Genomic DNA, 12,397 nt, shown 5'->3' on the forward strand with positions numbered 1-12,397 from the left:
ACTTCGCCTGCTACGCCACGGCTCCCAGGCCGGCGCCTGTCAGAGTACCCGTCTTCACGTAGCCATCTTTCACTACGAAAATCCCCGGGAATTTGCTTTCCCAGGCCTTGTTGGCTACTGGCACGTACTGTCGGGCGTTCGCTTCGATGGCAGCTACTCCGGGGACATGGGCGGCCAGGCCGGCGGAGTGGATGAGAGACGCTCCGGGGCAGGTGAGGTCCTGGACGCAGAGGAACATCTTCCATTTCTGCGCCGCTGCCGCCATCAAGAGCGCCTGGGCTTGGCCCTTACAGGCCTTGAGGGCGGCTCCGGTGTAGCCCATCTCGCGGGCCAGCATCAGGCTTTCGAGATCGGTGAGCGATTCGTCGATGACGACGGGCCGTAGTTTCGACGCCTCGTGCATCACGTTGGTGCGATGGGTCTTCAGGTCGCGCGCGGTGGGCTGTTCCACATACTGGATGCGGGCAAAGCCGGCGGGCGACTTCTCCTCCACCTGACGGAGCACCGCCATCAGGTACGCGATGTTGGGGCACTTTTCATTGAAGTCGAGGGAGTAGAACCACTGCTTCGTGCCGCGCTTCGTCATGCTCTCGGTGGCGACGCGGTCGACTTTGAGGATGCGGTCGCGATCCCAGGCTTCGTTGTCGCCGTTGAGCTTGATCTTGATGTGGGTGAGGCCGTTGTAGGCGATCCATTCGGGCAGGGTTTCGGGGAGGCCGTCGCCGATCTTCTTCGTGATGTCCGCCTCGACGATGGGGTCGACAGCGCCCACCAGATGATAGAGCGGCATGCGCGGCTTGGGGTCGGGCAGGACGTACTTTTCGAGGTACTCGCCCTGGAACTCCCTGCCGAGGTAGCGGCCCAGGTCTTCCGAGAGGAACTCGCGGGTATAGCAGTGATAGGTGGAGCGGCCGTTCAGCTTGCCATAAGCGTCGTGGATGGCGGCGTCGAAGGGGCTGCAGGTGACCAGGGCGCAGAGCTTGGGGACGGCGGTGCCGGCGGCCTTGAGCCATTCGGGCTCCATCAGGTAGTTCAGTTCGACGGGGTGGCCGAATTCCTTGCAGTCCGCCGTGACCTGGCGGGCTTTGACGGCCAGTTCGCGCATGGCGGCGAGGGTCTGGTCGTAAGTGAGCGTTTTGGACGGGAAGCTCCAGACGTTGCCGAGGGGCATTGAGCCGAAGCCCTGGGCGGTTTTGCCGGCCCGATTGCGGATAGTCACCTTGACGTTGAGCAGGGTGACGCGGTCGACCACGGTGCCGCCGAACTTCAGCGGGGTGCGGTAGATGTAGCTTTCCTCCTCGGTGCTGACGCTTTCCACGCGGATGTCGTTGGGGTTCTGTTTCGCAATCTGCGGAGCCGCAAGGAAGGCTGCGACAAAGGAGCGCCGGCTGAGAGGAGTGTGCATGGCTGAGATCTCGTGTACTGCTACTGTACTTGAGTCAGTGTGCGCCTGGCGCGCAGCATGTCGGAGATTTTCACCAGTACAAACAGGAATGCGAACAGGGCGAGGGTTGCCACGGCGAAATGCCAGCGGTGATCCTTCAACCATTGGGTGGAATGCGCGCCCAACTCCCTGCCGAGGTACGCCAGGCCGAGGTAGCGCGGGAACTTGCCGGCGGCCATGACGAGCAGGAAGACCCAGGGGCGGACTCCGAGGGCTCCAGCGCAGAGGACGAAGACCTTCATGGGCAGTGGGACAACCGGGATCAGGGCCGGAATGAAGACGGTCACCAGGCCGTAGTGGGCGAACCAGCGGCGGAACTTCATGGCGCGGCGGCCGCTGGCTTTTTCGTCGAGGTAGCGTTCGCCGCCCTTGCGGGCCGCCCAGAAGAGGACGAGGCTGCCGATCAAGGCACCCAGGACTGCGAGGAGGCCGCTGCTGTAGGCGGACTCCGGCCTGGTCCAGGCGAGAAAGATCACCAGATAGTCGGGGCCGCCGGGATTCGGCAGGCCGATGCCGTCAATCAATGCGACGAGAAATGCGCCCATCGGGCCGAGCGCTTTCAGGAACTCAAGAAATCCACTCATTCGTTTGTTGCCGATCCGATCCTGCCGAGGAGTGTGGCTTCGTCCCACACTTCGATATTCAATTCGCGTGCCTTATCGAGCTTGGACCCCGCGTCTTCGCCCGCCACCACTACGTTGGTCTTTTTGCTGACGGAGCCGGTGACTTTGCCGCCCGCGGCTTCGATGCGCGCCTTGGCGTCTTCGCGCGAGAGGTTCGGGAGGGTGCCGGTGAGGACAAAAACCATGCCGAGGAAGGCTCCGGACGCCGGGCGGACGGCGGCCTCGTGGGTGAACTTCAATTCATAGCCGCGCAGGCGGCGGACGAGTTCCTGGTTGTGGGATTCAGCGAAGAAGCGGCGGATGCTCTCGGCGATCTTCGGGCCGACCTCTTCGATGGCCTGAAGCCGCGCCTCGCTGGCCTCCATGAGGGCGTCCATGCTCTCCAGGCTGTCGGCCAGGAATTGGGCGGTGCGTTCCCCCACGAAGGGGATGCCCAGGCCGGCGATGAGGCGCGGCAGGGGCCGCTGTTTGGACACCTGGATGTTGTCCCAGATCTTTTTGGCGGACTTCTCCCCCATGCGTTCGAGGCCGCGCAGCTGTTCGACGGTGAGTTCGTAGAGATCGGCGACGCTACGGACGAGGCCCTTGGCAACGAGTTGATCGACCAGGGCGTCGCCCATGCCATCGATATCCATGACGCTGCGGGCGGCGAAGTGGAGGATGCTCTCGCGGAGCCGGGCCGGGCAGTTGGTGTTCAGGCAGCGGCTGGCCACTTCACCTTCGGCACGCATGACGGGCGACTGGCAGACCGGGCAGGTCTTGGGCATGACGAAGGCGCGCCGGTCGTCGGGGCGCTTCGTCACGGCCACCACTTTGGGGATCACGTCGCCGCTGCGCTCGATGAGGACGGAGTCGCCGATGGCGAGGTCGAGCCGGGCGATCTCTTCCTCGTTGTGCAGGGTGGCATTGGAAACGGTAACGCCGCTGACGGTGACGGGTTTCAGGCGGGCGACGGGGGTGAGGGCTCCGGTGCGGCCCACCTGAATGTCGACTCCTTCGAGGACGGTTTCGGCCTGGCGCGCCGTGAATTTATAGGCGATGGCCCAGCGGGGGAACTTGGCGGTCCAGCCCAACTGGCGCTGCTGGGGGATGGAATCGACTTTGGCCACGACGCCATCGATCTCATACGGCAGGTTGTCTCGCAGTTCGCCCACTTCGTTGCAGAAGGCGGTGAGCTCTTCGAGGTTGGCGCACAGGCGGCGGCGCGGATTCACGCGGAAGCCCATGGCCTTCATGGCATCGAGCGAGGCCCAATGGCTATCTTTGGCCGGCTGCCCGTCGACCAGCAGAAAGTAGGCGTGGTACTCCAACTGACGGTTCGAGGTGATGGTGGGATCCAGGACCCGCAACGAGCCGGCGGCTGAATTGCGCGGATTGGCGTAAAGAGGCAATTCCTGGGCGGCGCGTTCCTTGTTGAGCTTCTCGAACGAGGCCTTGGGCATGATGACTTCACCGCGCACTTCGAACTTGGGCCATTCGGCTTCGACCCGCAGGGGCAGGGAGCGGATAGTGCGGGCGTTCTCGGTGACATCTTCGCCCACTGTTCCATCGCCGCGCGTGATGGCCTGGGTGAGGACTCCGTTTTCATAGTGGACGGCCATGGAGAGGCCGTCGAGTTTGAGCTCCGCGGCGTACTGGTAGCCAGCGCCGGCGAGCAGCTCGCGGACGCGGCTGTCGAACGCCTGCAACTCCTCTGGATTCAGTGCGTTGTCCAGGCTGAGCATAGGCGCGCTGTGGCGCACTTTGACGAAGCCTTCGCGCACCGCTCCGCTGACCCGGCGAGTGGGGGAATCGGGTGGGACAGGGATGTCCTTGTGTTCCTGCTCCAGTAGCTGGAGCTGCCGCATCAGGCCGTCGTACTGGGCGTCCGAGATCTCCGGAGCATCCAGCACGTAGTACAGGTATTCGTGCCGCCTCAACTGGGCGCGCAAGTCATCCATCTGTTGCCGGGCAGTCACTATCTATAATCGTAACTACGTGCCGGATCCCAACGCATCTCGAAGTCAGGCCAGTCTGGTCTATAACCCCGTCGCCGGAAAGCTTTTTCGCCGTCCACAGATGATTGCCGAGGCCCAGCGGCTGTTGGAGCCGCATGTCGGACCCATCCGGCTGTGTCCCACCACGGGGCCCGATACGGCTGGCTCGATCGCGCGGAAAGCGATCGGCGAAGGTTCAAATCTCGTTTTTGTGGCTGGAGGGGACGGGACGATCAATGAAGTGATCGCCGGCATGGCCGGTTCCGAGGTGCCGCTGGCGATTCTGCCGGCTGGCACGGCCAATGTCCTGGGTATGGAGACCGGCATCGGCGGCCATCTTGTGCGGGCGGCGTCACAGTTCCAGGACTTGGAGCCGGCGACGATTTCTCTGGGCCGGATGACGGCCCCGGGGAAGGCGGCGCGTTTCTTCGCCTGCATGGCGGGCGTCGGGCTGGACGCGCGGATCGTGCGCATGGTGAGCCCGGAGTTCAAGCGGCGCTGGGGCAAGCTGAGTTACTGGGAGGGCGGTTTCGCGCAGGTGGGCAAGAAGCTGCCCGAGTTCGATGTCGTGATGGATGGAACGCGGTCGCGCTGCAGTTTCGCCCTGGTGAGCCGGGTGAGGAACTACGGCGGAGACCTGGAGATCGCGCGGCATGCGAACCTGCTGAGCGACCAGTTCGCCGTGGTCCTCTTCGAGGGGCCGAGTTCGTTCCGCTACCTGAAGTACTTCAGCGGTGTGCTGCTGAACAGCCTGAAGGGCATGACGGGAGTGACGGTGGCGCATGCGCGCAGCCTGCAGCTGGAAGCGAACGGCTCCACGCGAATCGATGTTCAGGTGGATGGCGAGTATGCGGGCGAGGCTCCGGTGAGCCTGGATATTGCTCCGGAACGAGTGCGGCTGATGCTGCCGCGCGCGTTCATCCAGAAGATGACTACCGCCCGTTAGTGATGGGCCAGCGGCAGGCGGACCGTGAAGGTGCTGCCGGAGCCCGGCTGGCTTTCCACGCCGATTGAGCCGCCGTGGGCGTCGACGATGGCCTTGCAGATGGCCAGGCCAAGGCCGGTGCGCCCTTCGGCGCGAGCCCTGGATTTGTCGGCGCGGTAGAAGCGTTCGAAGATGTGGGGCTGGTCTTCGACTGCGATCCCGCTGCCGGCGTCGGAGATGCGCAGCACCCCGTGATCGCCTTCGATGCGAACAACAACGTGGACCGTGCCCGAGTCGCGGTTGTAGTGGATGGCGTTCGACAGCAGGTTGGTGACGACCTGACCGACGTGTTCGGCGTCGCCCGCACAGTCGGCCAGGGCGAGATCTGTCTCGAGGGTGACGTTGCGCTGAGCGGCGAGCGGGCGGATCAACTCGGCACTTTCGCGGGCGACACGGCCCAGGTCGAAGCGATCGCGCCGCATGGGTTCTTCTCCGGCATCGAGGCGGGCGAGTTCCAGCAGGGATTCGGTGAGGCGGCGCATGCGCTGGGCGGCGCGCTGGCAGGCTTCGAGGGTCTCTTTGTACTCGGCGGAGTCGCGTTCGCGAGCCAGGCAGGTCTGGGTTTGGGTCAGGATGACAGCGACGGGTGTTCGCAGCTCGTGCGAGGCGTCGGCGGTGAAGCGGGCCTGCTGGGTGAATGAGGATTCCAGGCGGGCGAAGGTGTTGTTGAGGACGGCGGCCAGGCGGCCGAGTTCGCTTTCGGTGTCGGCGACGTTGATGCGTTGGGAGAGGTCGCCGGCGGAGATGCGCTGGGCGGTGGCGCTGATGGCGTCGATGGGCCGGATGGCGTGGGCGGCTACCCAACCGCCGCCAGCCAGGCCCAGCAGGAAGACGCCCAGGCCGGCCGCGAGCAGCCAGAGGGCGAGGCGCTGCATGGCGGCCTGGTCGTCCGCGATGGAACGGCCGGCCACGACGACGAAACCGCGGGGCAGGGGGACAGCGATCTCGCGCAACGGGCCGCGCGTACGGGCGAGCATGGGGCCGCGAGGTCCGGGACGAAACCCTGGCTGGCCAGGGCCGGCTGCCTGCGGAGCCTGCGCCAGCGCTTCGCTGGGGGGCGGCATGTCCTGCGGAGCGCCGGGCGAGCGGGCAAGCAGCCCCTGGTTCACCTTCCATAGCGCCAGGTAGGGTCCGCCGGCTGAGCCATATTCACTGACGGCCTGACGCAGGTGATCCTCGAATTCGGGCGACTCGAACGGGAAGGGCCGGCCGCGTTCGCCTCGCGGAGGGCGAGCTTCCGGCGGATCGCCGGGGTCCCCTGCCGGCGGCCTGGGGCGGAAGAGCCCCTCCAATTGCTGGCCGAGGTCCTGATCGATAGAGCGCAACTGGTTGTCGCGGGCGACCTGATAGGCCGCAACGCCAAAGCCGGTAAGAACCGTGGCGAGGATGACGCCATGCCAGGCCTGCAGGCGCCAGCGGATGGAGTTGAAGATCATGGCTGGGCCCCGATGGAGTAGCCGTGGCCGCGGCGCGTGGTGATGAAGTCGTGGCCTAGTTTCTTGCGGACGTTGGAGACGTGGACATCGAGCAGGTTGGAGAGGGTGGTATCGTTCTCGTCGAACAGGTGCTCGTAGAGCATGGTGCGTGTGACGACGGCGCCCTGGTGCAGCGCGAGATACTCCACCAGGGAATACTCGCGGGCGGTGAGAATGACCTCCTGACCCTGCCTAGTCACGGTGCGTGCGGCCAGGTCGATGGCGACGTCGCCCAGTTCCAGCACCGGTTGCGACTGGCTGGCGGCACGGCGGATGAGGGCGCGCAGGCGGGCCAGCAGTTCATGCAGGTCGAAGGGTTTCACCAGGTAGTCGTCGGCGCCCGAATCCAGGCCCCGCACGCGGTCGCGGACGGCGTCGCGGGCGGTGAGCATCAGCACCGGTGTCTTTTTGGAGAGCCGCAGGCGCCGCAGCAGTTCCCAGCCGTCCAGGCCGGGCAGCATGACGTCGAGCAGCAGGGCGTCGTAGTCGTTACTTTCGGCCTTGAACAGGCCCTCGATGCCATCGGCCGCGCCATCGGCGGCGTAGCCTTCATCGCGCACGGCGCGCAGCAGGCTCATCAGCAGGTCGGGTTCGTCTTCCACGATCAGGACACGCATCGGTTGCTACGTCAGCACTCTAGCAGAGCGAACCCTAAGAGAACATGAAGCACGTTAACTTTCGAATTTGTCGCGGGTGGGCGCTGCTTCACTTTCTCTTAAGGTCGCTTCGGTTACTGTGGCGTTACAACGTATGACTCACGAAGGAAATTCGAAGCGCGCGGTCAGCGGGCGAAGGCTGTGGGCGGCTGCCGCCATGCTGGGCGTGGCGGGTCTGGCTGTTGCGGCGACCCCCGCGAAACCAGCGGAGATCTTCCAGAATGCCAGGATCTGGACGATTCACTTGAAGTTCACGGCCGACCAGTGGACCGCGATCGAGCCCAAGGGTGGCGGCGGCTTTCCCGGTGGTCCCGGTGGACCGGGCGGTCCTGGGGGGCCTGGTGGCCCGGGTGGGCCTGGCGGACCGGGCGGCTTTGGTCCGGCGATGTTTGTGACGCCTGCCTTTATGAAGGGGGATGCCAACAAGGACGGAAAGCTCTCGGCGGCGGAGTTCACGGGTCTCGGCCAGGCATGGTACACGGCCTGGGACAAACAGAAGACCGGCAAATTGACGACGGAACAGTTGCGTGCGGGCTTGAACACGCTGGCGCCCATGCCTGGACCGGGTGGGCCGGGCGGGTTCGGCGGCCCCGGTGGTCCGGGCGGTGGAGGGCCCGGGATGGTTGCGCGCAATGGGACCAGCAAGCGGAATGGCCTGTCGGCGATGTCCGGTATCGAATTTGAATATGTACATGCCGATCTGGATTTCGACGGCACTCAGTTGCGGGATATAGCGGTTCGCTACAAAGGCAACAACTCGTACATGGAGTCGCGCAACTCCATTAAGAAGTCATTGAAGTTGGACCTGAACAAGTACGTCAAAGGGCAGAAGCTGGCGGGGTTGACCAAGATCAATCTTCATAATAATGTCACCGATGCGAGCTGGATGAATGAACCGTTGTCCTACCGGCTGTTCCGCGATGCCGGTGTGCCCTCTCCGCGCACCTCGTATGCCCGCGTCTATGTGACAGTGCCGGGCAAGTATGACCGCAAGTACTTTGGACTCTACTCCGTGGTGGAGGATGTCGACAAGCACTTCGCGGAAGAGCGGTTCGGAACGCGCGATGGGGCGATCTTCAAGCCGGTTGGCCAGAACCTGTTCACCGATCTGGGTGACGACTGGTCGAAGTACGAACGGACGTACGACCCGAAGGACGAACTGACAGACGGCCAGAAGAAGAGGGTGATCGAGTTTGCGCGCTTCGTCAGCTCGGCGAACGATGCGGCCTTTGCGGCCGGTTTGAAGAACTACCTGGATCTGGACGAGTTTGCACGGTTCATGGCCGCGACAGTTTGGCTGTCGAACATGGACAGCCTGCTCTCAATGGGGCAGAACTATTACGTCTACCTCCATCCTCAAACGAACAAGTTCCAGTTCCTGCCGTGGGACCTGGACCATTCGTTCGGCCACTTCCCGATGGGGGGTGGAACCGATTTGAGCATCCAGCGGCCGTGGCAGGGGCAGAACCGGTTTCTCGAGCGGGTGTTCCAGGTAGACGAGTTCAAGAAGCTGTACCTGGCCAAACTGTCTGAGATGAACCGGACGCTTGGTGAACCGGCGAGGATTTCGAATCAGGTGGACGAGACGGCGGCCCTGATCCGGCCGGCGGTGAAAGAGGAAGCGGCTGACAAGCTGGCTCGTTTTGAAAAGGCGGTGAGCGGGCAGCAGGAGGAGCCGGCGGGTTTCCCGGGCGGAGAGATGGGGCCTGGCGGACCGGGTGGCAGGATGGGCCCGGGCATGGGCGGCATGAAGCCCATCAAGGGATTTGTGGGCCCCCGGTCGCAATCGGTGGCGGCGCAACTGGCCGGCAAGTCGCAGGGCCAGGCCAGCAATGGCAATGGGCCGGGCGGGCGCGGCGGGTTCGGCGGTCCGGGCGGACCCGGAGGCATGGGGCCGGGCATGTTCCTGGCGCCTGCGTTCCAGCAGGCCATGGGCGGAGCCCAGAATGCGCCGATCACTCGCGAGCAGTTTACCCGCGGCTTCGCCAAGTGGTTTGAAAGCTGGGGCGGGTCGAAGACCGGCTATTTGACAGAAGAGCAGGTGCGGGCGGGCATCAACCGGGACCTGGCTCCGCGCGGTATGCCCGGCGGCTTTGGACCGCCCGGCGGCCGTCCGCCGATGCAACAGGAGTAAGCGCCCACAGGAGATAACCATGGAAACCTTGCAGTCCCCTTCCATCGATCCGGGGCAGTTCAAGAAATTCGCCTCTGAGATCAAGTTTGTGATTGGGCGGCCCCTGGCCGAGGAGGTACGGTCGTGGGCACGGCGCAACATGATGGCCGACCCGCACGGGCTCGGCTCCGACCAGGATGCGTACACGATCACGACATTGTATCTGGATACGGCCGATTTCGATGTCCTGAGCCGCACGGGTTCGTTTGCACGCGGGAAATACCGGATCCGCCGCTATGGTTCCAGCAGTGTGGTCTTTCTGGAGCGCAAGATGAAGAGCCGCGGGCTCGTCTGCAAGAAGCGGTCGCAGGTTGAATTGGCGGAGATCGCCCGCCTGGCCCGGCCTGAAGCCGAGCGTGGCTGGGCCGGCTACTGGTTCCATCGCCGCATCCTGGCCCGTAGGCTGCGGCCAGTCTGCCAGATCTCTTATTCGCGCACGGCGCGAATGGGCATGACGGAAACAGGACCGATCCGGCTGACCCTGGATGATGCCGTGCGAGCCGTTCCAGTGGAGGGTTTCGCCTTCGACTCGCGACATCACCCGGTGCCGCTTTCCGAGGATCGGATCGTATTGGAGCTGAAGTACCGCGGTGAGGTTCCGGCGTTGTTTCAGGGGTTCATGGAGGAGTATTCACTCAACCCACGCAACTCGTCGAAATATCGATCAGCCGGCAAGGCCTTGAACCTGGGGCAATTGGGCGGAGTGGCCGGGGATGGGGCGATTGGCTTCCCGGCCGGAGGTGCGCCGTGCCTGATTTTCTAGTTGCGCCGTTTGCCAACGGGCCGCATGTCGAACCGCTGGATGTGTTTGTCCGCCTGCTTTCGGCGTTGTTCTTCGGAGCGCTGATCGGCGGCATCTACAAGTTCACCCGGCGGGAATTGAATACCAGCCTGCAGTTCCCGACGACGCTGCTGTTGTTGTGCGTACTGATTGCAATGGTGACGCAGGTGATCGGCGACAATATCGCCCGGGCGTTCAGCCTGGTGGGCGCTTTGTCGATAGTCCGGTTCCGCACGGTGGTGCGCGATACGCAGGACACGGCGTATGTCATTTTCGCGGTCATTGTCGGCATGGCTGTCGGAGCCCGGAGCGTCTGGGTGGCTTCGATTGGGCTCGGCGTGGTTGCGTTGGCCGAGGCGTTGTTGATGCTGCGCGCCAAGGCGATGAGCAGCCCGGAACCGGAGTACATCCTAAAGGTTCGGACCGGCTTGGATTGTGATCTGGACGGAATTGTCAGTTCAGCGATCGGGCCGCTGCTGAGCGAGCGGGAGCTCATCCTGATGGGCACCGGGAAAACGGGCGCCTCGCTGGACGGTGCATACCGCGTGCGTCCGCTGCCCGGGCAGGCGCCGCCTCACCTGATTAAGACTCTACAGGCGGTGGAGGGAGTCCTCAGCGTCCAGATGCTGCGCCGCGGCTTCGACCTCGACTAGCAGGAGGACTTTTGCCTGGCGGGCGGGTTTACCAGCGTATGCCGCGGTCTGGCCAGTATCGGGAGCCGGAGGAGGAAGGTCGTTCCAGAGACCGGATCGGAGTGGAAGGAGACCTGGCCGCCCAGATAATTCTCGGTCAGCAGGCGGACGCTGTAGGTGCCCAGGCCACGACTGGATCCTTTTGTGGAGAATGACCGCTGGAAGACCCGGCCGGCGACTGCCGGTGTCATGGCTCCCTGGTTGTGGACGGAGAAGTGGACTTCCTCGCCTTCGCGGCGGCAGCCGGCGATCACCGATTGACCGGGGCCGGAAGATTCGATCGCGTTCTTCAGGAGGTTCAACAGGACTCGGCCGAGCAGCGCCGGATCCGATTCGAACTCCACGGCCTGTGAGCCCAATTCGATTTCGACGCGCGCGTTCTCTTCCACCCAGAAGGCCGCACAGGTTCTCACCGCGTCGCGCAGCACCTCCAGCGTGTCTATGGGGATAGGGTGGACGGCCAGTTCACCCGACTCGGCCGCGAGCAGGACGCGCTGGCTCTTGATCTCCTCTACCAGGCCGCGCACGGACAGGCCGAGCATGCTGGTGAACTCTTCCCGGTCAGGCTGCGGGAGGGAATCTTCGGCCAGTGCTCCAGCCACTCCTTCCACGGCAAAGGCGCGATTCATGATGTCGTGAAAGAAGGTTCTTTCCAGGGCGCGCCGCTTGCTCTCTTGGCTGATGTCGGTCATGAGGTAGCAGACCCATCCTGGGCCGGCCTCTGGCAGGGGCATCACCTGCACACGGTATTCGGCATCGACCGCGCTGGTGGAGTCGCCACATTCGATGAGGCACCGGCCGGCGGTAGCTTGTCCTTCCTGGCCGTTCACTAATGCTTTGGCCAAGTCGCAGAATTTGCAGTTGTCCGATGTGCCGCAGCCGCCCGGATTGCGTTTGACGTTGACGCAGTGCAACAGGTCTCCGGGCCTGAGCCCGATCGCTTCATCCAGACTGGTGAGCCCGGCCATGCGCCAGCACGCCTCGTTGCAGTAAACAAGCTGCCGTTGGGGATTCAGAATCGCGAGCGGTTCGGTGGTTAGGTTAACCAGCTTCAACAGCACGCCCTGGTCGAGAGCCGTAGTGAGTTGCTGCAGCACTACTGATCGCGGCAGGCGCTCTGAAGGCAGGTAGTGAGTGTCATCAGTCATTGGAAGGCGAGCTCACCCTACACAATCGTACATGGATAAGTGAGTATGAGGAGAGCGATGAATTATGAAGAATCTATAATATAAAAAAGACTTGCGGAGTCTTATATCCGCAATGCATACTTAGATCAACATAAGTCGTCATCGACTTAATTGCATCCCCGCAAGGAGGCCCAGCTCCTTGCAAGCCCCTCTGACAGAGGCCGTGCGGTCCCCAGCCACACGGCCTCTACGCTTTTCAGGGCACCCTCTTTCCACTCCCAATCTGAACATCGTCCAACATTGCCGGGGCGCGAATTGCGGCGTGACGGGGACTGCGTGATCGATTCAGACAATGGGATGCGAAATATAACCCAGTTGGTTTATGCACCTGTTAAGAATCACCCACCCTTGCCCCACTCGATTGGGGGAAGACCCAGCCTAGGCGGCCGTAAGTGCTTGATTTCT

The 12,397-nt window shown here is 63.6% G+C and carries 10 protein-coding genes; 4 read left to right on the forward strand and 6 right to left on the reverse strand.

The genetic code is table 11. From position 1 onward, the window contains the following. Positions 1-10: 10 nt before the first annotated feature. From ACR9Y2_RS29420 to ligA, 3 genes are read right to left on the reverse strand one after another with little or no spacing between them, the layout of a single operon-like run. Complete coding sequence (locus ACR9Y2_RS29420; RefSeq protein WP_435045445.1) at positions 11-1,405, reverse strand: enolase C-terminal domain-like protein; 1,395 nt, start codon at positions 1,403-1,405, stop codon at positions 11-13. 20 nt (positions 1,406-1,425) lie between these two features. Next, on the reverse strand, positions 1,426-2,028 hold the full coding sequence (locus ACR9Y2_RS29425) for a YqaA family protein (protein WP_435045446.1): 603 nt from the start codon (positions 2,026-2,028) through the stop codon (positions 1,426-1,428). Then, the gene (gene ligA, locus ACR9Y2_RS29430) at positions 2,025-4,007 is read right to left on the reverse strand and encodes an NAD-dependent DNA ligase LigA (protein WP_435046343.1); all 1,983 of its coding nucleotides are present in this window, start codon (positions 4,005-4,007) and stop codon (positions 2,025-2,027) included. The genes ACR9Y2_RS29425 and ligA overlap by 4 nt, the downstream gene beginning before the upstream one ends. Before the next feature lie 37 nt (positions 4,008-4,044). Between ligA and ACR9Y2_RS29435 the strand changes: the two genes are divergently transcribed. Further along, a complete protein-coding gene (locus tag ACR9Y2_RS29435; RefSeq protein WP_435045447.1) occupies positions 4,045-4,989 on the forward strand; it encodes a diacylglycerol/lipid kinase family protein in 945 nt (314 codons plus the stop codon). Here the strand turns inward: ACR9Y2_RS29435 and ACR9Y2_RS29440 are convergent. Both ACR9Y2_RS29440 and ACR9Y2_RS29445 read right to left on the reverse strand, forming a co-directional pair. Then, positions 4,986-6,464 (reverse strand): sensor histidine kinase, encoded by a 1,479-nt coding sequence (locus ACR9Y2_RS29440; RefSeq protein ID WP_435045448.1) that lies wholly within the window; start codon positions 6,462-6,464, stop codon positions 4,986-4,988. The two genes, ACR9Y2_RS29435 and ACR9Y2_RS29440, sit on opposite strands and share 4 nt — an antisense overlap. After that, positions 6,461-7,120 carry a response regulator transcription factor gene (locus ACR9Y2_RS29445; protein ID WP_435045449.1) on the reverse strand — a complete coding sequence of 220 codons (660 nt, stop codon included), beginning with the start codon at positions 7,118-7,120 and terminating at the stop codon, positions 6,461-6,463. The genes ACR9Y2_RS29440 and ACR9Y2_RS29445 overlap by 4 nt, the downstream gene beginning before the upstream one ends. Before the next feature lie 133 nt (positions 7,121-7,253). On the opposite strand from ACR9Y2_RS29445, the gene ACR9Y2_RS29450 reads away from it, so the two are divergent. From ACR9Y2_RS29450 to ACR9Y2_RS29460, 3 genes are read left to right on the forward strand one after another with little or no spacing between them, the layout of a single operon-like run. Next, complete coding sequence (locus ACR9Y2_RS29450) at positions 7,254-9,293, forward strand: CotH kinase family protein (RefSeq protein ID WP_435045450.1); 2,040 nt, start codon at positions 7,254-7,256, stop codon at positions 9,291-9,293. Positions 9,294-9,312: 19 nt separating this feature from the next. Then, entirely contained in the window at positions 9,313-10,095 is a 783-nt protein-coding gene (locus ACR9Y2_RS29455; protein WP_435045451.1) for a polyphosphate polymerase domain-containing protein, read from the forward strand. Beyond that, the gene (locus tag ACR9Y2_RS29460; protein WP_435045452.1) at positions 10,080-10,766 is read left to right on the forward strand and encodes a DUF4956 domain-containing protein; all 687 of its coding nucleotides are present in this window, start codon (positions 10,080-10,082) and stop codon (positions 10,764-10,766) included. Before ACR9Y2_RS29455 ends, ACR9Y2_RS29460 begins: the two co-directional genes overlap by 16 nt. Here ACR9Y2_RS29460 and ACR9Y2_RS29465 read toward each other — a convergent pair. After that, positions 10,763-11,953 carry a sensor histidine kinase gene (locus tag ACR9Y2_RS29465; protein ID WP_435045453.1) on the reverse strand — a complete coding sequence of 397 codons (1,191 nt, stop codon included), beginning with the start codon at positions 11,951-11,953 and terminating at the stop codon, positions 10,763-10,765. The two genes, ACR9Y2_RS29460 and ACR9Y2_RS29465, sit on opposite strands and share 4 nt — an antisense overlap. Between the last annotated feature and the right edge of the window lie 444 nt (positions 11,954-12,397).

Origin of the sequence: Paludibaculum fermentans, assembly GCF_051172195.1 — a bacterium.
In the GTDB taxonomy this organism is placed as follows: domain Bacteria; phylum Acidobacteriota; class Terriglobia; order Bryobacterales; family Bryobacteraceae; genus Paludibaculum; species Paludibaculum fermentans_A.

What these genes read in the sequence shown, in the direction of transcription:
- ACR9Y2_RS29450 (WP_435045450.1), top strand. Translation starts at nt 7,254, where the DNA reads ATGACTCACGAAGGAAATTCGAAGCGCGCGGTCAGCGGGCGAAGGCTG.
- ACR9Y2_RS29425 (WP_435045446.1), bottom strand. Translation starts at nt 2,028, where the DNA reads ATGAGTGGATTTCTTGAGTTCCTGAAAGCGCTCGGCCCGATGGGCGCA.
- ACR9Y2_RS29440 (WP_435045448.1), bottom strand. Translation starts at nt 6,464, where the DNA reads ATGATCTTCAACTCCATCCGCTGGCGCCTGCAGGCCTGGCATGGCGTC.
- ACR9Y2_RS29465 (WP_435045453.1), bottom strand. Translation starts at nt 11,953, where the DNA reads ATGACTGATGACACTCACTACCTGCCTTCAGAGCGCCTGCCGCGATCA.
- ACR9Y2_RS29445 (WP_435045449.1), bottom strand. Translation starts at nt 7,120, where the DNA reads ATGCGTGTCCTGATCGTGGAAGACGAACCCGACCTGCTGATGAGCCTG.
- ACR9Y2_RS29455 (WP_435045451.1), top strand. Translation starts at nt 9,313, where the DNA reads ATGGAAACCTTGCAGTCCCCTTCCATCGATCCGGGGCAGTTCAAGAAA.
- ligA (WP_435046343.1), bottom strand. Translation starts at nt 4,007, where the DNA reads ATGGATGACTTGCGCGCCCAGTTGAGGCGGCACGAATACCTGTACTAC.
- ACR9Y2_RS29420 (WP_435045445.1), bottom strand. Translation starts at nt 1,405, where the DNA reads ATGCACACTCCTCTCAGCCGGCGCTCCTTTGTCGCAGCCTTCCTTGCG.